Raw genomic sequence first — 23,495 nt, forward strand, 5'->3', positions numbered from 1 at the left:
GTGACTTGGCACACCACCTCAATTTTTTATTTGATCCGCTTGAGTGCGGGTCTGCTGGGGCTGGGCGCTGCAGGCTTGTCCTCGCTGTCGGCACTTGCAAGCGACGGGCCTTCAACCGACGACAAAGCGGCAGGAGGCGCTTCTTCATCGCTCACGGGAAAAGCCATGCCCTGTCCATTTTCGCGGGCGTAGATGGCCATGACCCGATGGATCGGCACCATGATTTCACGCGGCTTGCCACCAAAGCGGGCTTTGAACTCGATGAAGTCGTTGCCCAGCTTCAATGAACTGGTGGCATCCATGCTGACGTTCAGCACGATTTCGCCACCTTGCACGTACTCACGCGGCACCTGAACCGAGTTGTCCACCTTCACCGCCACATAGGGTGTGAAGCCATTTTCAGAACACCAGTCGTACAAGGCGCGAATCAGGTAAGGCCTGGTAGATGGCAGTTCGGTGTTACTGATCATGCGTTGTCCTCCATCGCCATTGATTACCCGAAAACACCGGACTTTATTTGCGCATGACCTTTTCAGAAGGCGTCAGCGCCTCGATGTAGGCAGGACGCGAAAAAATGCGCTCAGCATACTTGAGCAACGGGGCTGCATTTTTGCTGAGTTCGATACCGTAGTAGTCCAGACGCCACAATAAAGGGGCAATGGCCACATCCAGCATGGAGAAGTTATCGCCCAGCATGAACTTGTTTTTCAGGAACACCGGGGCCAACTGGGTCAGGCGGTCGCGGATGTGTGAGCGGGCTTTTTCCAATGCCTTGTCGTTGCCTTTGAGGGCGCGATTTTCCAAGGTCAGCACATGGGTGAACAGTTCTTTTTCGAAGTTGAGCAAGAACAAACGCACGCGGGCACGGTCCACCGGGTCGCCGGGCATCAACTGGGGGTGCGGAAAACGCTCGTCAATGTACTCGTTGATGATGTTCGACTCGTACAGGATCAAGTCACGCTCAACCAGAATCGGCACCTGACCGTAGGGATTCATCACATTGATGTCTTCTTGCTTGTTGTACAAGTCCACATCGCGGATCTCGAAGTCCATGCCTTTTTCGAACAGCACAAAGCGGCAGCGGTGTGAGAAAGGGCAGGTCGTACCGGAATAAAGCACCATCATGGTGGAGGCTCCTCAAAAAATCAAAAAGAGTGGGAGGCCCAAAGACCTGCCACTCCAAAGGACCCGGCTGAATCGCCGGGTGAAAGATCAGTTACTTGATGTCTTTCCAGTATGCCGCATTCAAACGCCAGGCAATGAAAGTAAAGAAGGTCAAGAAAATCAAAACCCACACACCAATTTGCACACGGGAGTTCTGCCCTGGCTCGGCCATCCATTGCATGTACCCGACCAAGTCACCAATGGCTTGATCGTATTCCAAAGGCGTCATGGTGCCGGGCTTGACTTGCTTCCAGCCAGAGAAGATTTGGACTTTGTGACCATGCTCTTCTTTTTCCACATAAACGGGCTCACGCTCGCCTTGCAATTCCCACAGCGGATTGGGCATGCCCACGTTGGGCATTGCCAAGTTATTCCAACCTGTGGGTTTGGTCGAATCACGGTGATACGTGCGCAAGTAGGTGTAAAGGTAGTCTGCACCTGAACCACCGGGACCTGAACGCGAGCGGGCCATCAACGTCAAGTCGGGTGGGTTCTTGCCAAACCAGTCTTTGGCCAACACAGGGTCTACAGCCACTTTCATGTTGTCGCCAACACGGTCGGTGGCAAACATCAGGTTGTCCTTGATCTGCTGATCGGTCAAACCGATGTCTTTCAGGCGGTTGTAGCGCATGTAAGCCGCGGAGTGGCAATTGAGACAGTAATTGACAAACAACTTGGCGCCGTTTTGCAAAGCCGCCAAGTCGTTGGTTTTGTGGGGAGCCTTGTCCCAGGCAATGCCACCAACAGCGGCGTGAGCTCCAGAGATAAGGCCCAGGGCCATCACAAAGCCCAATGCGAGTTTCTTGAGGTTTTTCATGTTCTTGACTCTTCGGGGTCTCAGTGGGGCGTGAAGGTCACGCGGTCAGGCACTTGCTTGAACGTGCCCAGCTTACTCCACCAAGGCATCAAGAGAAAGAAACCGAAATAGCCCAATGTGAATAGCTGTGAAACACGTTCTGCGATGTCTTGTCCAGCGATGATGCCCCAGACACCTGGTGCCTTAACACCCAAGTAACCGAGAACGATGAACATAAAGACAAAGGCAGCGTAGATGTACTTGTGCCAGTCCGGTCGATATCGAATCGACCTGACAGGGCTGTAATCGAGCCATGGCAAGAAAAACATAATGATCACAGCACCGCCCATGACCACCACACCCCAGAACTTGGCGTCAATGGACAACATCAGGGCACAGATCAAGACCGCAGCACCCACCACACCAGCTTTGAGAAATGAGGGCAGTTTGCCTTTGGCAACAGCCAACACGGAGCCTATGACCACGCAAGCCACCAACACATACATCATCTCGTTGGTGATGGCGCGCAACATCGAATAGTAGGGCGTAAAGTACCAAACGGGAGCAATGTGCAAAGGCGTGGTCAATGGATCGGCTGGAATAAAGTTGTTGTATTCAAGAAAATAGCCGCCCATCTCAGGGGCAAAAAACACAATCGCCGTGAACGCCATCAAGAACACGCTCACCGAGAAAATGTCATGAACGGTGTAGTAAGGGTGAAAAGGGATACCGTCTAAAGGGTTACCTTTGGCGTCTTTGGGCGCATCAGACGCTTTGATTTCGATGCCGTCAGGGTTGTTGGAGCCGACTTCGTGCAGCGCAATGATGTGCGCCACCACCAGACCCAACAGCACCAAAGGCATGGCAATCACGTGGAAGCTGAAGAATCGGTTCAAAGTGGCATCGCCCACCACAAAGTCACCTCGGATCAGCAAAGCCAAATCAGGGCCAATCACGGGAATGGCCGAGAACAAGTTCACGATCACCTGAGCGCCCCAGTAAGACATTTGGCCCCAAGGCAACAGGTAACCCATAAAAGCTTCGGCCATCAGTACCAAGAAAATGGCGCAACCGAAAATCCAGACCAATTCACGCGGCTTGCGGTACGAGCCGTACAACAAACCCCGGAACATGTGCAGGTACACCACCACAAAGAAAGCCGAAGCACCGGTGGAATGCATGTAACGGATCAACCAGCCCCAAGACACATCGCGCATGATGTATTCGACCGAAGCGAAAGCCAGTGCTGCGTCTGGCTTGTAGTGCATCGTCAAAAAGATGCCAGTCACGATCTGGATTACCAAAACCAGCAGGGACAAAGCGCCGAATACGTACCAAATGTTCAGATTTTTAGACGCGTAATACTCGGACAGGTGGTCCTTGTACAGCTTGGACAAAGGGAAGCGGTTGTCTACCCAGTTGAGCAGCTTTTCGCCAGCGGGGGCGTTAGGGGAAATGTCTTTGAATTGAGCCATGTTGTTCTCCATCAAGCCTTCTTGTCTTCACCAATGATCAACTTGGTGTCAGACAGGTACATGTGAGGCGGCACTTCAAGGTTGTCGGGTGCGGGCTTGTTCTTGAACACGCGGCCGGCTAAGTCAAAGGTCGAGCCATGGCAGGCGCACAGGAAGCCGCCATTCCAGTCATCAGGCAATGAAGGCTGAGGGCCTGCAGCAAACTTATCAGATGGTGAGCAACCCAAATGGGTGCATATGCCGACCGCCACCATGATCTCTGGCTTGATAGATCGGTACTGATTTTTGGCGTATTCGGGGGTAGGGTAGGCGGTCCGCAAGGAGCTGGGATCGGCCAACTGGCCCTCGATTTTTTTCAGGGATTCGAGCTGCTCTGGCGAGCGCTTCATGATCCACACGGGTTTGCCGCGCCATTCAACCGTGAGCTTTTCGCCCGGGTTCAAGGCGGAAATGTCCACCTCTACGGCCGCACCGGCCGCTTTGGCCCGCTCGGAGGGTTGGAAGCTGCTGACGAAGGGGGTGGCCACAAAGCCAGCGCCTACGGCACCTGCGCAAGTGGAGGCAATCAGCCACGTCCGCTTGCTGCTGTCGACTGGGGTGTCACTCATGGGAATCCTCTTAGCGAGTCGTTATCAGGGTCAACCCGTAATTGTAGCGGAGTGAAACAAACAACCGACTTACAACCCGATAAGCTTTCTTCTGACTGGGGCACAATAGCCATCACTTTGTTTTTTTGGATATTTAAAATGACATTTTTTCAGGAATTAAAATCTTTTGCACTGAAAGGCAACGTCATGGACCTGGCGGTGGGCGTGATCATCGGTGCGGCCTTTGGCAAGATCGTGGACTCTTTGGTGGCCGACATGATCATGCCGTTGGTGAGCCTGGTGTTTGGCGGGCTCGACTTCGCCAATTACTACCTGCCGCTGGCCGGTCAAGCGGCCAGCTTGCCATTGGCTGAGGCGAAAAAGCTGGGAGCCGTTTTTGCCTATGGCAGTTTCGTCACGGTCGCCTTGAACTTCATCATTTTGGCTTTGCTGATTTTTGTGATGGTGCGCCAGATCAACCGCCTCAAGGCCAGTGAACCCGCCACAGCCGCACCAGAGGCCGCTCCCATCCCGCCTGAAGACGTGTTGCTGCTGCGTGAAATCCGCGACAGTCTGAAAAACCAGGCCTGAAACTTCCGGGTTCAGGCCCGGCCATGGGCCTTGCCCGCCACCAGCTGACGCGCCATGCGAATGGCCTGGACCATGCTGCTGGCATCCGCCAATCCTTGCCCGGCCACGTCCATGGCCGTGCCGTGGTCCGGGCTGGTCCTGATCACGGGCAGGCCCAAAGTCACGTTCACCCCCTGCTCCACCCCCAGGTACTTCACGGGGATCAAGCCCTGGTCGTGGTACATGGCCACCACCACATCAAATTCCCGCTGAATACCCGGTTTTTGGCGGGCCCGCATGAAGACCGTATCGGGCGGGCAGGGGCCGTGCACATCCAGACCCTCTTGGCGGGCCCGCGACATGGCGGGCTGCAAGACCTCGATTTCTTCCCGTCCAAACAAGCCGCCCTCGCCCGCGTGCGGATTGACACCCGCCACCGCGATGCGTGGCCTGCGGCCGAGCAAAGCTGACAAAGCCGTGTGGGTGATGCGCAAGGTCTCCAGAACCCGGTCCAAGGTGATGGCGTCGAGCGCCTCGCGCAAGGACACATGGATGCTCACCAGCACCGTGCGCAACTCGTCGTTGGCCAGCATCATGCGCACGGGCATTTGCGCGAGCGTCACCCCCGCATGCCGGGCCGCCTCGGCCTGCAGCAACTCGGTGTGGCCCGGGTATTGGTTGTAGGGTGCCCCTGCAGCGTACAAGGCCTCTTTGTGCAAGGGGGCGGTGACCAGCGCGGCCACCTCGTCCCGCAAGGCCGCACGCGTGGCCCACAACACAGCCTCGCCCGCCAACTGCCCGGCCCGCCCATCGACTTGGCCCCAAGGCATCTCGGGTGCCACCGGCACCACTTGCAGCACGGGCAGACACCTCGGGGGAATTTGAAGGGCTTGCGCTGGTGTTTCAATTTCACAAACCGGGTAGCGCACTGACGGCTGAACCAAAGCCATGGCGCGGCGCATCAGGCCCACATCGCCCGCCACAAAGCAGCCCTGGGTGAGTTCAGGCGCAATGAACCAGGCCCGGGCGATGATTTCGGGGCCAATGCCGCAGGGGTCACCGGGGGTGATGGCGATGGGACGGGTCAGGTCAGACAGGTTCATGGCGCAAAAGGGCGGCATCAGGCCGGGTTGTCGATCTCGATGAAACGGTGCGCAATGCCCAGCGCCTGCGCCACATGCGCGCCCAAGGCAGGTGCGCCATAGCGCTCTGTGGCATGGTGTCCGCAGGCCAAAAAGGCCACGCCGGTTTCACGCGCCAGATGGGCTTGCGGCTCGGAGATTTCACCGGTGATGAACGCATCTACGCCTTGGGCAATGGCCGACTCGAAGTAACTTTGAGCACCGCCCGTGCACCAGGCGACGCGTCTAACAGGCCGATCGGTATCGCCCACGCAGGTCACCGGGCGAGCCAGCACGGCAGCCACATGCTCGGCCAGGGCCTGAGGCCGCGCCCAAATCTGTGTGCCCGCCCCTACAAAACCCAGGTCTTGTTCGCCAAATCGGCCATCGGCCTTCAAGCCGAGCACACGGGCCAGTTGGGCGTTGTTGCCCAGTTCGGGGTGAGCGTCCAGAGGCAGGTGGTAGGCGAACAGGTGAATGCCCTGCGCCAGCAGCAAACGCAGCCGCTCACGCATCCAACCCGTGATGCGCCCATCTTGACCGCGCCAGAACAAGCCGTGGTGCACCACGATGGCGTCGGCTTGGGCGTCAATGGCCGCTTCGATCAGGGCGCGGCTGGCGGTGACACCGCTGACCAGCAGCCGCACCTCGCGGTCTCCTTCAACTTGCAGTCCGTTGGGGCCGTAATCGCGGAACTTTTCGGGCTGAAGCAAGGCATCAAAAGCTTGGCCCAGGGTTTTGGCAGTGGTCATGATGACGGATTTGACTTGGCTTGGATGCGCCATTGTGGCTCAGGTCGGACGGGGTCACGTCCTTGCGTCTGTGCTGGTTGATGCGCACAGTTTGAAGTGCGACTCAACCGAATCAAGGACAATCTGCAACCATGAAACGTTATTGGCTTTTATTCTCTCAATGGGTGACCGTTTTGTTGGCCATCTGGTTTGTGGTGGCCACGCTCCAGCCTCAATGGCTGCGCGGTGTCAAGCGCTCGGTGGACGGCATGACTTTGCTGCAAGCCCCACCGGCCGTCAGCGGCAATCGGCCCGTCGGCAGTCTGAGCGGGCCAGCGCAAAAAGCCTCCCCAGCGGTGGTGAGCATCAACACCCGCCAAGGCAAAAGCCAAAATCCGCATGGGCAAGACCCTTGGTTCAAGTTTTTCTATGGCGAACAGGAAGAGCAGAACCCGGGTGGCCTGGGCAGTGGCGTGATCGTCAGCGCCGAGGGTCATATCCTGACCAACAACCATGTCATCGAAGATGCCGACAACATTGAAGTGGTGCTCAGCGATGGCCGCAAGACGCTGGCCAAAGTGATCGGCTCTGACCCGGACACCGATCTGGCCTTGCTGAAAATCTCCCTGGACAAACTGCCCGTGATCGTTTTGGGTCAGCTGCAAGACCTGCAGGTGGGCGATGTGGTGCTGGCCATTGGCAATCCCTTTGGCGTGGGCCAGACCGTGACCTCGGGCATCGTCAGCGCCCTGGGCCGCAGCCAATTGGGCATCAACACTTTTGAAAACTTCATCCAGACCGATGCCGCCATCAACCCGGGCAACTCAGGCGGGGCGCTGGTCGATGTGAATGGCCACCTGATGGGCATCAACACCGCCATCTACTCCCGTTCAGGTGGCAGCATGGGCATTGGCTTTGCCATCCCGATCTCGACAGCCAAACAAGTCATGCAGGACTTGCTGCAAAACGGCAAGGTCGTCCGGGGCTGGATCGGGGTGGAGCCACAAGACCTGTCGCCGGAACTGGCTGAAAGCTTTCAGCTTCCCAAAGTGAAATCTGATCAAAGCCAACAGGGCGTCGTCATCACCGGCGTGTTGCAAAACGGCCCGGCAGCCAAAGCGGGCGTCCGTCCCGGGGACGTGATCCTGCAAGTGGCCAAGCAACCCGTGGGCAGCGTGTCCGACCTGCTCAACCAGGTCGCCAGCCTGAAGCCAGGCGAGCCTGCCGAGGTGCTCATATGGCGCCAACAAGCCCCACTGTCTTTGCGTCTCACCCCTGCGGAAAGGCCCTCCCCTAAAAAGAAAGCGCCTTAAATGAGATGCAAGCTTTGGGGAGAACATGAAAAAAGGGCCTGGCGGCCCTTTTTCGGTTTTCATCCAAACAAAACATCAACTGCCATCCGCAGCCGCATCTGGGGCCTGGGTGTGCTTGATGAAGATTTGCGCTGCCCAGATGCCCAGCTCGTAGAGCAAGCACATCGGTATGGCCAGTGCCAGCTGGGACACCACATCGGGCGGCGTGACCACAGCGGCGATCACAAAAGCCAGCACCACGAAGTAGCCTCGGAAATCCTTGAGCTTTTGAATGGTGACCACGCCCATGCGGGCCAACACCACCACGGCCACCGGCACTTCAAATGCCAGACCAAAAGCCAAGAACATGGACAGCACAAAGCTCAGGTAGGCTTCAATGTCAGGCGCAGCCGTGATGCTTTTGGGGGCGAAGCTCTGTATGAAGCTGAAAACCTGGCCGAACACAAAGAAATAACAAAAAGCCACCCCGATGAAGAACAGCAAGGTGCTGGAGACCACCAAAGGCATGACCAGCTTTTTCTCATGGCTGTAAAGGCCTGGCGCAATGAATCCCCAAACTTGGTACAAGACCACCGGCAAAGCAACGAGGAAGGCACTCATCAGCAAAATCTTGAGCGGCACCATGAAAGGCGAAATCACCGAAGTCGCGATCAAGGTGGCCCCTTTGGGCAGATGCACCACCAGGGGAGCCGCCAAAATGTCGTACAAATTGCCTGGCCCCGGGTAAATGGCCAAAGCTGCGGCAGCGACGGCCACGGCGGCCACGGCCCACATCAACCTGTCTCGCAACTCGATCAAATGCGCCACAAAAGGTTGCTCTGAACCTTTGAGTTCGTCGTCGGGCTGGGAAGGGGTTTCAGACATGGGATGGGTCAGTCAAGCGGGCGCGCAGCAAGCGCGCCAACGTCAAAAGGAATTAAGAGGCTTGGGCCGGTAACGGGCCACGCGGGCGGCACCCGACAAGGCTTTGGTGCGCACCCCAGAACGCGCTTTGTACCACTGGGGCATCGCACCCCGCTTGAGACGCCAGTTCTTCTCGGGACGTTTGTAATGGGGCGGCGGAGGCTCGAGGTCGGGTAAATCGCTGTTCAGCGCTGCCGTTGTTTCGGCCCAGTCTTTTTCAAAATCAGATGCCGTGGTTTGGACAGTTTGCTCGACATCGCGAGCCGCCGTCTCCATGGTCTCTTTCATCTTTTTGAGCTCTTCGAGGTCCATGGACCGGTTGACCTCAGCCTTGACGTCTGACACATAGCGCTGCGCTTTGCCCAGCAAAGCGCCCAGCGTGCGAGCCACTTTGGGCAACTTTTCGGGCCCGATGACGATCAACGCCACCACCCCGATGAGGGCCATTTTCGAAAAACTTAAGTCGAGCACAGTGCAGCGTTCAGTCGTTCAAAAGTTCAAGACTTGGTCTTGGCTTCAACGTCGATGGTGTTTTTTTCGGTTTGAGCCGTGGTCGAAGCTGTGACTTGGCCGGCAATTGGCGCCGTACCATCTTCGGGCTTGACGCCACCATCCTTCACGCCGTCTTTGAACCCTTTGACAGCACCCCCAAGGTCAGAGCCCATGTTTCTGAGCTTTTTGGTGCCGAACACCATGACCACGATCAGCAGCACGATCAGCCAGTGCCAAATCGAAAAAGTTCCCATGAAAATCTCCTAAACTAGTTGGTGGATTCTAAGGGCTGAAGCCCTGTCAAAAAAACTGCCTTGATTAGACAAGGATTTGATGACAATTCTAAATTTCAGCCGCGCAACCATGGCCGCGGACCGCCCATGATGTGCATGTGCAGGTGGTGCACTTCTTGGCCGCCCTCCGTCCCGCTGTTGATCACCGTGCGGAAACCGCCCTCCGGGTAAGGGTTGCACCCCTCCTGCGCGGCCAGCTTGGGGGCCAGCGTCATCATGTGGCCCATCAGGGCAGCGTGCTCGGGGGTCAGCTGCACCATCGAAGGGATGTGCAGTTTGGGAATGATCAGAAAATGGATGGGCGCCCAGGGGTTGATGTCGTGGAAGGCGAACACATGCTCGTCCTCATGCACCTTGCGCGAAGGAATCTTGCCTGCGATGATTTTGCAAAAAATACAATGGTCGTCGGTCATGGTCTGCTCAGCTTAAAAAAATCAATCCGCCACGGGTCGCTGCCCGTTCAAGCGCACCATGCCCAGCACGATGCGGTACAAAAACCAAATGGAAATGGCCACCCAGGCCAGCCAGCCTGGGAAAAACATCAACAACCACAAGGGCGCTGTGACCAGGTACAGCAAAGCCGCCCATATCACGGTGCGGATGCGGTAGCTGAAGTGTGTGGCCTCCCAGCCAGGGGCATCGCCCTTTTTGACCAAATCGATGATCAGCGCCACCACCAGCAAGGCCGGGCCCATCTGCGCGCCCGGAATCATGGCGCTCACCGCCACGATCAGGTGCAAGATGTAGCTGACCCAGCTGATGGTGTGGGTGCTGTCGTCGATGGGTTGGTCGTTCATGGTTTATTCGCCGAAGCCTGCTGGTTATTTGCCCAAGCGTGCAATTTACTCACCCAGGCGCTCGCGCTCTTGCACTTTGCGCAGGGCTTTTTCTTCCAGGCCGCTCAGGCCCTCGCGGCGGGCCAGCTCGTTGACCACGTCGGCAGGCGTCAGGCCATAGTGTGCCAGCGCGATCATGCTGTGGAACCACAGGTCGGCCACCTCACCCACCAGCTTGGCTTTGTCCCCGCCATGGTCCACGTCTTTGGCCGCCATCACGGTCTCGGTGGCTTCTTCGCCAATCTTCTTCAAAAAGGCGTCTGGGCCTTTGTGCAGCAAGCGGGCCACATAGCTTTTTTCGGGGTCGCCGCCGTTGGCGGGTTTGCGGCTTTCGACCACGGCAGCGAGGCGGTCAAGGATGTCCTGGTTGGTCATAGACTTTGGGGCACTCACTTGTAAATGGTTTCAGGGTCCTTCAGGACCGGGTCCACAGCCTGCCAGCCGTCGGGCTGCAAGCTCTGAAAAAAGCAACTGTGGCGGCCCGTGTGGCAGGCAATGCCCGGCTCGTGCCCCAGCTGCGTCACTTTGAGCAGCACCACATCGTTGTCGCAATCGATGCGGATGTCGTGCACTGTCTGCACATGGCCCGACTCCTCGCCCTTGAACCACAGCTTGTTGCGCGAACGGCTGAAATACACCGCCCGCTTGAGTTCGGCCGTCTTTTGCAGCGCCTCACGGTTCATCCAAGCGAACATCATCACGTCGCCAGTGTCTTTTTCTTGGGCGATGACCGGCACCAGGCCTTTGTCGTCCCATTTGATTTGATCAAGCCAGTTCATAGGGGAGTGATCTTAAGACATTGGGGTGTCAGGACTGCAGGGGCACCCCACAGTGCCATGAATAAGAGTGCCATCTTCTCAGAGTGTCTAGCCTCCTCAAAATCCGACGCTTTTCAGTTTGGCGCAATGTCGAATAATTTTCATCAACCATTTACAAAAAGCATTTAGATTGGTTGGTGAACTTGACATACGGCGCTTGACCACCCATCAAATTCACCTGATTCACCTGATTCACCTCATTCAAGGGACTTAATTTATGTCATACATCACCGATGAACTCCGTGCGGTATCAGGCAATCAGACCAACACCGCAGAAATTCCAGGCCAAATGATGCATGAGGTGCTGGCAGATGCTGGCGCTCAACGCAGAACCATTTTGCGTAGTGGCGTCGGTGCAGCATTTGCTGCAGCCCTTAGTGGCTCGGTCTTGCTTCCCGCCTGGGGCGGAAGCGGCAAGGCAGTAGAAGGAGCGGGTGACCTCTACGCTTTGAGCTTCAAGGGCATTCCAGCGGTGACGGGCAACACGGTCGTGGTTCCTCAAGGCTACACAAGCTCCGTGTTGTTTTCTGCGGGCGATGCCGTCGTGGCCGACGCCACAGGTTTCACGGGTACTGCCATGGACTCGGGCGCGATGGAAAAGGTGTCCGGTGGTAACCACGATGGCATGATTCTTTTCCCCCTGCCCGGTGTAGATCCCAATGTGGGCGGCTTGCTGGTCATCAATCACGAAGCACCTGACTTGTCCATTTTGGAACCCGACGGCTTGGCATTTGGCGTGACCCGGATGAGCTACATCACTAACGCCAACGCGGAAACCCGCAAGCGCCTTTTGTCCACAGTGGGCGTGTCGGTGATTGAGGTGGTGCAAAGCGGTGGAAAATGGACGGTCAAAAAGAATTCCAGCTTCAACAAGCGCTTCAGCGGCAACACCACTTTTGAACTCAGAGGACCGGCCGCTGCAGCAGCAGGCAACTCCGCTATCGGCACGCTCAACAACTGCGCCAGCGGCATGACGCCATGGGGCACTTACCTGACCTGCGAAGAAACCACCAAAAACTACATTGACCCCTCACAACCTGTCAACGGCTATGGCTGGGTTTTAGAAATTGACCCGCAAGGCGTTTTCCCAGCCGTCAAGCGCACGGCTCTGGGCCGCTTCAACCACGAAAACACAGCTTACATGCTGGACAGCGACAACACACTGGCCATTTACATGGGGGATGACTCCACGCCCGGCTGTGTGTACAAGTTTGTGGCCACCAACAAGTACAACCCCACCAACCGCGATGCCAACAAAGACCTGTTGGACTCCGGAAAGCTCTATGCCGCCAAGTTCAACGCAGACGGGACGGGCGAATGGCTTGAGCTTTCGCAAGGCGTGAACGGCCTGGTAGCGGGCGCCCAAGACTTGGGTAATGTCACACAACTCGATGTAGGCGTGACGCCCACAGCGACGACTGTCAACTTTGACACGCAGTCAGATGTGCTGATCGAAACCAAGGCCGCTGCTCGCGTGGCCGGTGCCACCCTGATGGACCGTCCCGAGTGGGTGACGGTGGGTCCGGACCGCCGCATTTACTGCACCTTTACCAACAACGGCAACCGCAAAAGGATCGATGCCGCAAATCCGCGAGTCAGCAACTCGCACGGCCACATCATCCGCTGGACTGAAACCGCCAACAGTGCCAAAGCCATCGCCTTTGTCTGGGAACTCTTCATCCAAGGTGGTGACCCTCGACTGACAGCAAGCAACCTCCAGGGCAACATCAAAGGGGATGCCTTCTCCAGCCCAGATGGCATCAACGTTGATCCAAAAGGACGCTTGTGGGTGCAAACCGACGCTTCAACCAGCTCGACCACGACCAACACTTTCGGCAATAACGCCATGTATTCGGTAGACCCTGTCACGAAAAAATCCACCCGCTTCCTGACCGGGCCGGACGGCTGCGAGATCACTGGTTTGACTTACACACCAGACCTTAAGACCTTTTTCGTCAACATTCAGCACCCCACCACTTGGCCTGGCACCGTGGCCGGCCAGGGTAAGTCTTCCACCATAGTGATCCAACGGACTGACGGCAAGGTCATCGGTTCATAAAAATAGCGCTGGTCGCTCCGCTTGAGCTAGGGGGTTAGGAGTCAGCGCGCGCATTGGATATACGCATAGTCGCCAAGCTCTGTGGCGTATGTAGCTGCAATGCTCGGAAAGGCGCCGCTCTTGATGTCGGCGCTAAGCTGAGCTAATCCGGTCTGAACTTCAGATTCACAAGAGAGTCGCGCAAAAGAACTGATGTTAGCCCGGACAGTCGGATCCAGGTAAAGGCTCGCGCGATGCTTCCCTGAATAAAAAAATAGATCCTGAAGCTCGTTGGTAACAAAAAACGGTTCGACAGTCACTGACTTGAAGCCCGCCTCCAGTAAAGCTTCAGTTATCTTCGTTTCTGTCGGCATGTTCGCGATGGACCGCGCCATCATCTCCGGAAAATAGTGGCGCAACCAGTAGTGCTGCATTTGTTCGGCAAGACCCGTAAAGAGGACGAACTTTCCGCCCCGCAGGGTTCTGTAGACCTCGGCGAAAGGCCTTCTCAGATCAGAGAAGTGGTGGATGGCAAGAGTGCAGATGGCACCGTCGAAGTACCCGTCGGGGAAAGGAAGAGCGTCCGCGCTGGATTGAATCCAGGACACGGAGTTGTCCTTATCTCTTGCTTGCGTGAGCATGACGGCCGATACATCAATCGCGCTCCACTGTCCGCCGAGACCGCTTAGGGCGACCGTGTAATTGCCGGTCCCGCATGCAAGGTCCAAGTAGGCGCGTGAAGGTAGGAGACCTAGACTCTGCGAGAGTGCCTGAACGATTGCAGGGTCAGCTTGACGCGACTTGGTGTACGTCGTGCCGATGGAGTCATAGAGTGCTTGCATCTGAAGCCTAAGGTTTGGGATAACCAGACCGTTTCGGCATAGGGCTAAAGGCCCAGAATGAAATAGAGGGCCTTCAGTCGCATGCCGCAATGGTTCCTGCTGGGCATATGGTTAGGTTGCACTCTAGACTGGCTGTAACGGGACGTGTATTTCCGGTGTCGAAATGATTTCAATTTTGCCCCCTGGAAACACGACGCCTGATTCGAGTGCAACGGCCATTACACCTGCTTTGCGAATCAATGCTCCATCGGCCGATCGGTCCAGCACTGCGGCCAACAAGCCGGGCATGAACCCTTCAATTTGGCTGCATGGATTGCGAAGACCCGTTATTTTCAGTACTGCGTCTGATCCAATGCGCAGCAGCGTTCAGGCTGACAGATTTAGAAGCGGCAGCCCTGTTGTCGTGATGTTTTCTCCCATCTGACCAGAACGGACAGGTAGCCCTCGAAGTTGAAGCTTATCAAGCAATTCCTGATGAATCAGGTGAACTTGGCGAAGGTTGGGTTGGGTCTTTGGCGACACGTGACCGGTGTTGAACTGTTACCCCGGAATGTGCGTCCCCTTCCACCCCTTGGCCTGCCACAATAGAAATGGAAGCAAGCGTGTCCTTCGAAAACGCATGTGTGTTTTTGGAGTGAACAGAGATGACGAGAGCAGCCATGTTGGTTGTGCAGCCTAACTAGTGTGAACCGCAAAGCTCACAAGATACATCCGAGCAAAGACGATCCTTGAAATCCACACGTTTGCTCAATCATGTGCGGGAGCGGTTTCGATATTTTCTAACGTCATCGATTGATCAGTACGTCACAACCGGACCTGAATGCCACGTTCGCGCATCCGCTCTTTGGCCTGCTGCACCGTGTATTCACCGTAATGAAAGATGCTCGCCGCCAGCACAGCATCAGCCCCGCCGATGCTCACGCCGTCGGCCAGATGGTCCAGATTACCCACGCCGCCAGACGCAATCACGGGCACGCTGACCGCGTCGCTGACGGCACGGGTCAGTTCTAAGTCAAAGCCGCTTTTGGTGCCGTCGCGGTCCATGCTGGTCAGCAAAATTTCGCCTGCGCCGTGCTCGGCCATCTGCTGGGCCCAGGCCACGGCGTCCAGACCCACGTTTTTGCGACCGCCGTGGCTGTACACGTCCCAGCCGGGGCCTAGGGCTAAACCGTGAGTGCCGATGCGCTGCTCGTCGTCAAGCGTGCGTCTCTTGGCGTCGATGGCCACCACGATGCACTGCGCGCCGTATTTGGCCGAGGCGTCGCGGATGACTTGCGGGTTGGCAATGGCCGCCGAGTTGAAGCTGGTTTTGTCGGCCCCAGCGTTGAGCAAGCGGCGCACGTCTTCGACGGTGCGCACGCCACCACCCACGGTGAGCGGAATAAAGACTTGGCTGGCCACGGCTTCGATGATGTGCAGGATCACGTCGCGGCCATCGCTGGTGGCGGTGATGTCCAAGAAGGTCAATTCGTCGGCGCCTTGCTCGTTGTAGCGCGCAGCAATTTCGACCGGGTCGCCGGCATCGCGCAGCTCGACAAAGTTGACGCCTTTGACGACGCGGCCGCCGGTCACGTCAAGGCAGGGAATGATGCGTTTGGCCAGCATGGGGGGCTCTTTTCAATTCAAGGGGTTGGCACGGTCAGCTGCTGCCAGCCTTCCCATCGCTCGCCCGCAGGCAAGGTGATGGGCTCATAGACCTGGGCAGCTTCGACGCAGATCATGTGTCGCCAGCCGTCTTCGGGCATGTCGGCCAAGCGTTGGCACAGGGCTTGTGCGGGGTTCCAGACAACGGTGTTGGCCCAGCTGTCGCTTTGTTGGATGTAAAGGTGTTCGTTCAGGCGCAGCGCTTGCTTGCTGGCCGCATACACGCGGTCAAACTCGGCCGCAAACTGCAGCGTTTCAGCGGCGCTGGCGTGGGTGTTGGCCACAGCATCCCATTCGGCTTGGCCGCCCAAGCCCTGCAGCGTGGCCTGCGTCACATCGGGCACGGCCAAATAGGTGTGCAAAGCACCCGAGAAAGCCAGCGGCTGGGTGTCGGCGTTGTGTACGTTCAGACTGATGCGCAGCGCGCCGGGGCGCAGGGTGATGTGCAGTTGCAATGCAAAAGCCTGTGGCCACCATTCGCGGCTGTGCGCGTTGTCTTGCAGATGCAGGCAAAGCTGGACGCAGTCGGCCGACAGCTCGGGTGCAGCGGCCTGCCAAGGCAGGTTGCGGGCAAAGCCGTGTTTGGGCAGGCGCTCGGCCATGGGGCCGCGTTGGTTGAACTGCGGAAAGCACACTGGCACACCGCCGCGAATAGCAGCCTGGCCGTCCATGGTGCTTTTGGGGCTGAGGTACAGGCGCTCTTGGCCGCCCGACACCCAAGACAGCACCTGCGCGCCGTGCAGCGTGACCCGCAGCGTGTCGCCCTGGGGCAAGGCCAGCTCGACGGCGGGCAGGCCCGCGAAGGTGGTCTCGCGGCCCGTGGCCTGCGCAGTCATGGGGTTCAACCGTTGAGTTCGTCGGCGCGTTGCTGCGCCAGCGCGAAGTCGAGGTCGCCAGAATAAACCGCACGGCCACAGATCACGCCTTCCACGCCTTCGCCCTCCACCGCGCACAGCTGCTCGATGTCGGCCATGTTGGACAGGCCGCCCGAGGCGATCACGGGGATGGTGAGGGCTTGGGCCAGCTTGACGGTGGCGTCGATGTTGATGCCGCTCAGCATGCCGTCGCGGCCGATGTCGGTGTAGATGATGGACTCGACGCCCCAGTCTTCGAACTTCTTGGCCAGATCGACCACTTCGTGGCCGGTCAGCTTGCTCCAGCCGTCGGTGGCCACTTTGCCGTCTTTGGCGTCCAGGCCCACGATGATGTGGCCGCCAAAGGCGGTGCAGGCGTCTTTCAAAAAGCCGGGGTTCTTGACGGCGGCGGTGCCGATGATGACGTAACGCAAGCCGCTGTCGATGTATTTTTCAATCGTGTCCAGATCGCGGATACCGCCGCCCAGCTGCACCGGGATGTCGTCGCCCACCGCCTTGAGGATGGACTTGATGGCACCGAAGTTTTGCGGCTTGCCGGCGAAGGCGCCGTTCAGATCCACCAAGTGCAAGCGGCGTGCGCCTTTTTCGAGCCAGGTGCGGGCCATGGCTGCGGGGTCTTCCCCAAAGGTGGTGGCTTGGTCCATATCGCCCTGTTTGAGGCGAACGCAGTGGCCGTCTTTGAGGTCAATGGCGGGGATCAGAATCATGGCGAGTTAAATGCAGGTGAAGGAAAAAACGGCCCTGAAAACCACTCAAGGCTGCCAGTGGAGGAAATTGCGGAACAAGGCCAGGCCTTGGGCCGCGCTTTTTTCGGGGTGAAACTGGGTGGCAAAAATATTGTCACGGGCAATGGCACACGCAAAACGGCCACCGTAATCGGTTTCGGCCGCAGCGTGCGCCGGGTTGGCAACCTGGGTGTAGAAGCTGTGCACAAAATAATACCAGCTGCCGTCGTCAAGGCCCTGCCACAGCGGGTGGGCAGGTGAGGCTTGCCAGACTTGGTTCCAACCCATTTGCGGCACTTTGTAGCGGGTGCCATCGGGCTGGATTTGCCCCGCCAGATCGAACTTAACGACGCGGCCAGGGATCAAGCCGAGGCCCGGCGTGTTGCCTTCGTCGCTGTGGTCCAGCAGCATCTGCATGCCCACGCACACGCCAAACAGGGGTTTGCTGGCAGCAGCTTCAAGCACAGCGTCCAGCAGGCCCGACTCGCGCAGCTCGCGCATGCAGTCGGGCATGGCGCCCTGCCCTGGCAAGACCACGCGGTGCGCGTTGCGCACGACTTGCGGGTCAGAGGTCACGGTGACCTCGGCATGGTCCACGCTGGAGGCCGCATGCATCACCGCCTGCGCCACACTGCGCAGGTTGCCCATGCCGTAGTCGACCACGGCAACGCGGTTCACGCTCATGTCAGAGGCTGCCTTTGGTGGAAGGGATCACACCGACCGAGCGGGGGTCGAGTTCGAGCGCGGCACGCACAGCGCGGGCAAAGGCCTTGAAGATGGTTTCACACTGGTGGTGCGCGTTCACGCCCTTGAGGTTGTCGATGTGCAGCGTGCACAGCGCGTGGTTCACAAAGCCTTGGAAGAATTCGTACACCAACTGCGTGTCGAGTGAACCCAACGAGCCGGAGGTGAAGTTCACGTCCATGTGCAGACCAGGGCGACCCGAAAAATCCACCACCACGCGGCTCAATGCTTCGTCCAGCGGCACATAGGCGTGGCCATAACGGCGGATGCCTTTTTTATCGCCCATGGCTTGCGCAAAGGCCTGGCCCAAGGTGATACCAATGTCTTCGACCGTGTGGTGGCCGTCGATGTGCAGGTCGCCTTCGCAAGCGATGTCGAGGTCAATCAAGCCGTGGCGCGCGATCTGGTCCAGCATGTGGTCCAGAAAACCAATGCCGCTGGCCAGCTTGGCTTGGCCTGTGCCGTCCAGGTTGATGGCGGCGCGGATGTTCGTCTCGGCCGTCTTGCGGGTGACTGCAGCGGTGCGGTTCATAGGGAGGCTTTCAGTGCGGCAAGGAGTTGGTCGTTTTCTTCGGCGGTGCCCACCGTCAGGCGCAGGCAGTTGGCCAGCAACGGGTGCATTTTAGAAATGTTCTTGATCAGCACACCTTGGACCTTGAGGCCGTCAAAGGTTTTGGCCGCATCGGGCACGCGGGCCAGGATCATGTTGGCCTCACTGGGGAAAGGCTGCACACCGGGCAAGGCCGTCAGCGCTTGCAGCAAGCGGGTGCGCTCTTGGCGCAGGTCTTGGGCCTGCGCGGCAAACACCTCGGCATGCTCCAGCGCGAACAGGGCGCACTCGGTGTTGAGCACGCTGATGTTGTAGGGCGGGCGCACTTTGTCGATCTCGGCGACCAACGCCTTGGGGCCCACCATGTAGCCCAGACGCACACCGGCCAGGCCAAACTTGCTGAGCGTGCGCATGAGCAAGACATGCGAGTGGCGTGTGATGCGGCCTGCGTAGCTGCGGCTGGCAAAGGGCTGGTAGGCCTCGTCCATGACCACCAAGCCGCCTTGCGCACCTTGGGCCAGCACGATCTTCTCGATCGTGTCGTCGCTCCACAAGTTGCCCGTGGGGTTGTTGGGATACGCCAGGTACACGATGGACGGCTTGTGCTGGTCAATGGCGGCCAGCATGGCGGCTTCGTCGAGCTCAAAATCGGCCGTGAGCGGCACACCGTGGAAGGCCAGGCCTTGCAGCTGGGCGCTCATGGCATACATCACAAAGCCAGGCAACGGGGACAGGATGCTGGCCCCGGGCACGTCGCAGGCCATGGCCAGCAAAGAGATCAACTCGTCTGAGCCGTTGCCCAGCATGATGTCGAAGCCTTCGGGCATGCCCGCATAGCTGGCCAGCGCATGGCGCAGATCGTTCACACGCTCGCCGGGGTAGCGGTTCAGCGCCAACGCGCCCAGTCGCTCGCCCAAAGCCTTTTGCAAATCAGCAGGCAACCTGTGCGGGTTCTCCATCGCGTCGAGCTTGACCATGCCCGCCGATTCCTGGATGGCGTAGGCGTGCATGGATTGCACGTCTTGGCGAATGCGTTGCATCAATAGGGGGCTGATGTTGCTCATTTCGGGTCTCGCATCGGGGGCACAGGGTTCAAACGGAGTTCGGCGGCCCGGGCGTGGGCTTGCAGGCCTTCGCCATAGGCCAACTCGGCAGCAATGCGGCCCAGCGGCTGGGCACCGGCTTCGCTCACCTCGATCAGGCTGCTGCGTTTTTGGAAGTCGTATACGCCCAAAGGCGACGAAAAACGTGCCGTGCCGCTGGTGGGCAAGACGTGGTTGGGGCCTGCGCAATAGTCGCCCAGCGATTCGCTGGTGAACGCGCCCAAAAAGATGGCCCCCGCGTGGCGCAGCAGTGGCTCCCAGCGATGCGGCTCACTGCTTGACACCTCCAGGTGCTCGGGCGCGATGCGGTTGCTGATGGCGCAAGCTTCTGCCATGTTGCGCGTCAGGATCAAGGCACCCCGGTCGTTGAGCGATTTGGCTATGATTTTGCGGCGTGGCATCTCGGGCAGCAAGCGGTCGATGGCGGCCTGCACTTGGACGATGTAACCGGCATCGGGGCACAGCAAAATGCTTTGCGCCAATTCGTCGTGCTCGGCCTGGCTGAACAAATCCATCGCCACCCATTCGGCGGGTGTGGTGCCGTCGGCCAAGACCAAAATTTCGCTGGGGCCCGCGATCATGTCGATGCCCACGGTGCCGAACACGCGCTTTTTGGCGCTGGCCACATAGGCGTTGCCGGGGCCGGTGATTTTGTCCACTTTGGGAATGGTGGCGGTGCCGTAGGCCAAAGCCCCCACCGCTTGCGCACCGCCCACCGTGAAGGCCCGCGTGACACCCGCCACATAAGCGGCAGCCAACACGAGTTCATTGCGTTCACCCCGGCTGGAAGCGGCCGCTTCTCCAGAGCCCCCAGTGGCCACGCTGCCGCGCACGGGCGTGGGCACGACCATGATGATGTCTTGCACGCCCGCCACATGGGCGGGAATCGCGTTCATCAAAACAGAAGATGGGTAAGCGGCCTTGCCACCGGGCACATAAATGCCCACGCGGTCGAGTGGTGTGACTTTTTGGCCCAGCAAGGTGCCATCTTCGTCGCGGTATGACCAGCTTTCACCCGACGCTTTCTTTTGCGCTTCATGGTATCTGCGCACACGGGTGGCGGCAGCTTGCAGGGCTTCGCGTTGTGCGGCGGGCAGACCGTCGAGTGCCGCTTTGAGTTCAGCCTGGGTGATCTCCAAGGCGCGCACGTCAGCCGCTTGCAGGCCGTCAAAGCGTTGGGTGTACTCCAGTACCGCCGCGTCGCCACGCTGCTGCACATCGGCCAGGATGTCGACCACGCGCTGCTCGATGGCGGCGTCGGTGTCGGCAGACCAATGCAGTCGGGCGGCAAAGGCCGCTTCAAAACCGGCGTCAAGCGTGTTCAATTGCAAGGGTTTGGCCTGCAAGCCCAACGTGTCCATGGCGTTCAGTCTTTCTTCACCGCACCCGCAAAGGCGTCGATGATGGCGCGGATCGGCGCTTGCTTGAGTTTGAGCGCAGCCTGGTTGACCACCAAGCGTGCGCTGATGTCCATGATGCGTTCGACCTCGACCAGGTGGTTGGCCTTGAGCGTGTTGCCAGTGGACACCAAGTCGACAATGGCGTCGGCCAAGCCGGTGAGCGGCGCCAGCTCCATGCTGCCGTAAAGCTTGATCAGGTCCACGTGCACGCCCTTGGTGGCAAAAAAGTCGCGAGCTATGGCTGTGTATTTGGTGGCCACCTTCAGGCGTGCCCCGGTGCGCACCAGCGCGGCATAGTCATCATCGGCGCGCACAGCCACACTCATGCGGCATTTGGCGATGTTCAGGTCCAGCGGCTGGTACAGGCCTTGGCCGCCGTGCTCGATCAAGGTGTCCAAACCCGTCACACCCAAATCGGCACCGCCGTATTCCACATAGGTGGGCACGTCGCTGGCGCGCACCAGCACCACGCGCACGTTGGGCTGGTTGGTGGGCAAGATCAGCTTGCGGGATTTTTCGGGGTCTTCCAGCACCTCGATGCCAGCGGCTTTGAGCAGCGGCAGGGTTTCATCAAAGATGCGTCCTTTGGACAAGGCCAGCGTGATCATTTCACCCTTTCGATGTCAGCGCCCAAGGCGCGCAATTTGGTTTCCATGCGGTCATAACCGCGGTCCAGATGGTAGATGCGCTCGACGGTGGTTTCACCCTCAGCCACCAAGCCGGCGATCACCAAGCTGGCCGAAGCACGCAAGTCGGTGGCCATCACGGTCGCGCCCGACAACTTGGGCACGCCCTCAATCACCGCGACTTTGCCATCGATCTGGATGTGCGCACCCAGGCGCACCAACTCGTTGACGTGCATGAAACGATTTTCAAAAATCGTTTCGGTCACCTTACTCGCGCCTTGCGAGATGCAGTTGAGCGCCATGAACTGAGCCTGCATGTCGGTCGGAAAGCCCGGGTATTCGGTGGTGCGAAAGCTCTGGGCTTTCAAGCGGCCTTCAGATTTGACACGGATAAAGCCCTCACCGGCTTCGATGGTGGCACCAGCCTCGCGCAGTTTTTCGATGATCACTTCCAAGTGGTCGGCACGGCCGTGGCGCAGCACCACGTCACCGCCCGTGGCCGCAACCGCGCAAAGAAAAGTGCCCGTCTCGATGCGGTCGGCCACCACTTGGTGCTGAGCCCCGTGCAAACGCTGCACACCCTGAATGCGGATCCGGCGTGTGCCGTGGCCTTCGATCTGGGCACCCATCTTGATCAGCATCTCGGCCAAATCAGGAATTTCTGGCTCTTGCGCAGCGTTTTCCAGCACCGTCTCGCCTTCAGCCAGGGCCGCGGCCATCATGAAATTCTCAGTGCCCGTCACCGTGACCATGTCGGTCGTGATGCGCGCGCCCTTCAGACGCGTGCGGCCAGCAGGCAAGCTGGCCAGCATGTAACCGTGTTCAACCGTGATGAGGGCACCCATGGCCTGAAGGCCTTTGATGTGCTGGTCCACTGGGCGCGAACCGATGGCGCAGCCGCCAGGCAGAGACACCTTGGCGTGGCCAAAGCGGGCCAACAAGGGGCCCAATGCCAGCACCGAGGCGCGCATGGTTTTCACCAACTCGTATGGCGCTTCAGGGTTGTTCAAAGCTCCGGCGTCCAGCTTGACGCGGCCGTCGTCGTGATGCTCGGCCGACACGCCCATGTTGCGGATCAGCTTGAGCATGGTCGAGACGTCTTGCAGGCGCGGCACATTGGTCAGTGTGACGGGTTCGGCGCACAGCAAAGCGGCGCACAACTCGGGCAGAGCGGCATTTTTGGCTCCCGCCACATCGAGCGTGCCTTGCAGGCGCTTGCCGCCGCGAATGATCAGTTTGTCCATGGGTCAGGTCGGTGCGTTGCGGCCCGAAGGCCTTCGTTTCATTTGGTTTGCGCAGCCCATTCGGCGGGCGTGAATGTTTTCATCGACAAGGCGTGCACCTCGTCGGTGTGCATTTTCTGTCCCAGCGTGGCGTACACCCGCTGGTGCCGCGCAATGGGACGCATGCCGGCAAAGGCTTCGGACACCACCACGGCGCTCCAGTGGCGGCCGTCGCCCTCCACAGTCAAGTGGGTGCAGTCAAGACCTGCGGCAATGATGGCTTGAAGTTGATCAGCGTTCATGGGGGGTCAGCTTCGGATTTTGTAGCCGATGCGCAAAAGGTGAAGGGTCAAGGCACTGATGGCAGCCAGGGCCGTACCCACCACCGCCAGACTGAGCCAGGGGGACACATCGCTTTGGCCGAAGAAGCCGTAGCGAAAGCCATCGATCATGTAGAAAAACGGGTTCAGGTGGCTGAGCTTTTGCCAAAACGGCGGCAGGGAGTGAATGGAATAAAAAACCCCCGACAAAAACGTCATGGGCATGATGATGAAGTTCTGGAAAGCGGCCATCTGGTCGAACTTTTCAGCCCACAGCCCAGCGATCACGCCCAATGCGCCCATCAT

The 23,495-nt window shown here is 58.7% G+C and carries 29 protein-coding genes; 3 read left to right on the plus strand and 26 right to left on the minus strand.

Annotated elements, in window-relative coordinates; genetic code table 11:
- Positions 1-26 precede the first annotated feature (26 nt).
- The 5 genes from Q0O99_RS07130 to petA all read right to left on the minus strand — a co-directional run bounded on the left by Q0O99_RS07130 (position 27) and on the right by petA (position 4,043).
- Positions 27-470, minus strand: coding sequence for a ClpXP protease specificity-enhancing factor (locus tag Q0O99_RS07130; protein ID WP_293749911.1), 444 nt, complete (start codon positions 468-470; stop codon positions 27-29).
- Between the two features lie 43 nt (positions 471-513).
- A complete protein-coding gene (locus Q0O99_RS07135; RefSeq protein ID WP_062406307.1) occupies positions 514-1,125 on the minus strand; it encodes a glutathione S-transferase N-terminal domain-containing protein in 612 nt (203 codons plus the stop codon).
- 91 nt (positions 1,126-1,216) lie between these two features.
- On the minus strand, positions 1,217-1,981 hold the full coding sequence (locus Q0O99_RS07140; RefSeq protein ID WP_293749915.1) for a cytochrome c1: 765 nt from the start codon (positions 1,979-1,981) through the stop codon (positions 1,217-1,219).
- A gap of 20 nt (positions 1,982-2,001) precedes the next feature.
- On the minus strand, positions 2,002-3,435 hold the full coding sequence (locus Q0O99_RS07145) for a cytochrome bc complex cytochrome b subunit (protein ID WP_293749917.1): 1,434 nt from the start codon (positions 3,433-3,435) through the stop codon (positions 2,002-2,004).
- An 11-nt stretch (positions 3,436-3,446) separates the two neighbouring features.
- Positions 3,447-4,043 carry a ubiquinol-cytochrome c reductase iron-sulfur subunit gene (gene petA, locus Q0O99_RS07150; RefSeq protein ID WP_293749918.1) on the minus strand — a complete coding sequence of 199 codons (597 nt, stop codon included), beginning with the start codon at positions 4,041-4,043 and terminating at the stop codon, positions 3,447-3,449.
- Positions 4,044-4,181: 138 nt separating this feature from the next.
- On the opposite strand from petA, the gene mscL reads away from it, so the two are divergent.
- The gene (gene mscL / locus Q0O99_RS07155; protein ID WP_293749919.1) at positions 4,182-4,613 is read left to right on the plus strand and encodes a large conductance mechanosensitive channel protein MscL; all 432 of its coding nucleotides are present in this window, start codon (positions 4,182-4,184) and stop codon (positions 4,611-4,613) included.
- An 11-nt stretch (positions 4,614-4,624) separates the two neighbouring features.
- On the opposite strand, the gene pdxA is transcribed toward mscL, so the two are convergent.
- Together pdxA and Q0O99_RS07165 are read right to left on the minus strand one after the other, a co-directional pair.
- Complete coding sequence (pdxA, locus tag Q0O99_RS07160; RefSeq protein ID WP_293749920.1) at positions 4,625-5,695, minus strand: 4-hydroxythreonine-4-phosphate dehydrogenase PdxA; 1,071 nt, start codon at positions 5,693-5,695, stop codon at positions 4,625-4,627.
- Between the two features lie 17 nt (positions 5,696-5,712).
- Entirely contained in the window at positions 5,713-6,465 is a 753-nt protein-coding gene (locus Q0O99_RS07165; RefSeq protein ID WP_293749921.1) for a Nif3-like dinuclear metal center hexameric protein, read from the minus strand.
- A gap of 131 nt (positions 6,466-6,596) precedes the next feature.
- Here Q0O99_RS07165 and Q0O99_RS07170 point away from each other — a divergent pair, with 131 nt between their 5' ends.
- Positions 6,597-7,757: a trypsin-like peptidase domain-containing protein gene (locus tag Q0O99_RS07170; RefSeq protein WP_293749923.1), complete on the plus strand. Its 1,161-nt coding sequence runs from the start codon at positions 6,597-6,599 to the stop codon at positions 7,755-7,757.
- Positions 7,758-7,832: 75 nt separating this feature from the next.
- On the opposite strand, the gene tatC is transcribed toward Q0O99_RS07170, so the two are convergent.
- The 7 genes from tatC to hisI form a co-directional block, all read right to left on the minus strand.
- Positions 7,833-8,621 carry a twin-arginine translocase subunit TatC gene (gene tatC / locus Q0O99_RS07175; RefSeq protein ID WP_108353509.1) on the minus strand — a complete coding sequence of 263 codons (789 nt, stop codon included), beginning with the start codon at positions 8,619-8,621 and terminating at the stop codon, positions 7,833-7,835.
- Positions 8,622-8,663: 42 nt separating this feature from the next.
- The gene (gene tatB, locus Q0O99_RS07180) at positions 8,664-9,131 is read right to left on the minus strand and encodes a Sec-independent protein translocase protein TatB (protein WP_293749925.1); all 468 of its coding nucleotides are present in this window, start codon (positions 9,129-9,131) and stop codon (positions 8,664-8,666) included.
- Between the two features lie 26 nt (positions 9,132-9,157).
- Positions 9,158-9,406, minus strand: a complete 249-nt coding sequence (tatA, locus tag Q0O99_RS07185) for a Sec-independent protein translocase subunit TatA (protein WP_293749927.1) — start codon at positions 9,404-9,406, stop codon at positions 9,158-9,160.
- A 95-nt stretch (positions 9,407-9,501) separates the two neighbouring features.
- Complete coding sequence (locus tag Q0O99_RS07190) at positions 9,502-9,858, minus strand: histidine triad nucleotide-binding protein (RefSeq protein WP_293749929.1); 357 nt, start codon at positions 9,856-9,858, stop codon at positions 9,502-9,504.
- Between the two features lie 21 nt (positions 9,859-9,879).
- Positions 9,880-10,242 (minus strand): hypothetical protein, encoded by a 363-nt coding sequence (locus Q0O99_RS07195; RefSeq protein ID WP_293749931.1) that lies wholly within the window; start codon positions 10,240-10,242, stop codon positions 9,880-9,882.
- 45 nt (positions 10,243-10,287) lie between these two features.
- Entirely contained in the window at positions 10,288-10,656 is a 369-nt protein-coding gene (locus Q0O99_RS07200) for a phosphoribosyl-ATP diphosphatase (protein WP_293749933.1), read from the minus strand.
- A 14-nt stretch (positions 10,657-10,670) separates the two neighbouring features.
- Positions 10,671-11,060, minus strand: a complete 390-nt coding sequence (gene hisI, locus Q0O99_RS07205; RefSeq protein WP_293749935.1) for a phosphoribosyl-AMP cyclohydrolase — start codon at positions 11,058-11,060, stop codon at positions 10,671-10,673.
- A 256-nt stretch (positions 11,061-11,316) separates the two neighbouring features.
- Between hisI and Q0O99_RS07210 the strand changes: the two genes are divergently transcribed.
- Positions 11,317-13,158, plus strand: coding sequence for a PhoX family phosphatase (locus tag Q0O99_RS07210; RefSeq protein WP_293749937.1), 1,842 nt, complete (start codon positions 11,317-11,319; stop codon positions 13,156-13,158).
- A 41-nt stretch (positions 13,159-13,199) separates the two neighbouring features.
- On the opposite strand, the gene Q0O99_RS07215 is transcribed toward Q0O99_RS07210, so the two are convergent.
- From Q0O99_RS07215 to Q0O99_RS07270, 12 genes are all read right to left on the minus strand, one after another.
- Positions 13,200-13,979 (minus strand): class I SAM-dependent methyltransferase, encoded by a 780-nt coding sequence (locus Q0O99_RS07215; protein WP_293749939.1) that lies wholly within the window; start codon positions 13,977-13,979, stop codon positions 13,200-13,202.
- An 804-nt stretch (positions 13,980-14,783) separates the two neighbouring features.
- Complete coding sequence (gene hisF, locus Q0O99_RS07220) at positions 14,784-15,584, minus strand: imidazole glycerol phosphate synthase subunit HisF (RefSeq protein WP_293749941.1); 801 nt, start codon at positions 15,582-15,584, stop codon at positions 14,784-14,786.
- A 17-nt stretch (positions 15,585-15,601) separates the two neighbouring features.
- The gene (locus tag Q0O99_RS07225; RefSeq protein ID WP_293749943.1) at positions 15,602-16,459 is read right to left on the minus strand and encodes a D-hexose-6-phosphate mutarotase; all 858 of its coding nucleotides are present in this window, start codon (positions 16,457-16,459) and stop codon (positions 15,602-15,604) included.
- Between the two features lie 5 nt (positions 16,460-16,464).
- Positions 16,465-17,205: a 1-(5-phosphoribosyl)-5-[(5-phosphoribosylamino)methylideneamino]imidazole-4-carboxamide isomerase gene (gene hisA, locus Q0O99_RS07230; protein ID WP_019429780.1), complete on the minus strand. Its 741-nt coding sequence runs from the start codon at positions 17,203-17,205 to the stop codon at positions 16,465-16,467.
- Between the two features lie 45 nt (positions 17,206-17,250).
- Complete coding sequence (gene hisH / locus Q0O99_RS07235) at positions 17,251-17,907, minus strand: imidazole glycerol phosphate synthase subunit HisH (RefSeq protein WP_293749946.1); 657 nt, start codon at positions 17,905-17,907, stop codon at positions 17,251-17,253.
- A 1-nt stretch (position 17,908) separates the two neighbouring features.
- Complete coding sequence (hisB, locus tag Q0O99_RS07240) at positions 17,909-18,499, minus strand: imidazoleglycerol-phosphate dehydratase HisB (protein ID WP_293749948.1); 591 nt, start codon at positions 18,497-18,499, stop codon at positions 17,909-17,911.
- Positions 18,496-19,581, minus strand: a complete 1,086-nt coding sequence (hisC, locus tag Q0O99_RS07245; protein ID WP_293749950.1) for a histidinol-phosphate transaminase — start codon at positions 19,579-19,581, stop codon at positions 18,496-18,498. The genes hisB and hisC overlap by 4 nt, the downstream gene beginning before the upstream one ends.
- Positions 19,578-20,972: a histidinol dehydrogenase gene (gene hisD / locus Q0O99_RS07250; RefSeq protein ID WP_293749965.1), complete on the minus strand. Its 1,395-nt coding sequence runs from the start codon at positions 20,970-20,972 to the stop codon at positions 19,578-19,580. Before hisD ends, hisC begins: the two co-directional genes overlap by 4 nt.
- 14 nt (positions 20,973-20,986) lie before the next feature.
- Complete coding sequence (gene hisG / locus Q0O99_RS07255; RefSeq protein WP_293749952.1) at positions 20,987-21,628, minus strand: ATP phosphoribosyltransferase; 642 nt, start codon at positions 21,626-21,628, stop codon at positions 20,987-20,989.
- Positions 21,625-22,890 carry a UDP-N-acetylglucosamine 1-carboxyvinyltransferase gene (murA, locus tag Q0O99_RS07260; protein WP_293749954.1) on the minus strand — a complete coding sequence of 422 codons (1,266 nt, stop codon included), beginning with the start codon at positions 22,888-22,890 and terminating at the stop codon, positions 21,625-21,627. The genes hisG and murA overlap by 4 nt, the downstream gene beginning before the upstream one ends.
- A 38-nt stretch (positions 22,891-22,928) precedes the next feature.
- Positions 22,929-23,171, minus strand: a complete 243-nt coding sequence (locus Q0O99_RS07265; RefSeq protein WP_293749956.1) for a BolA family protein — start codon at positions 23,169-23,171, stop codon at positions 22,929-22,931.
- A gap of 6 nt (positions 23,172-23,177) precedes the next feature.
- On the minus strand, positions 23,178-23,495 hold a 318-nt coding region (locus Q0O99_RS07270; protein WP_293749958.1), incomplete at its 5' end, for an ABC transporter permease.

This window comes from Limnohabitans sp. Rim8, from assembly GCF_945901735.1.
Lineage (GTDB): Bacteria > Pseudomonadota > Gammaproteobacteria > Burkholderiales > Burkholderiaceae_C > Limnohabitans_A.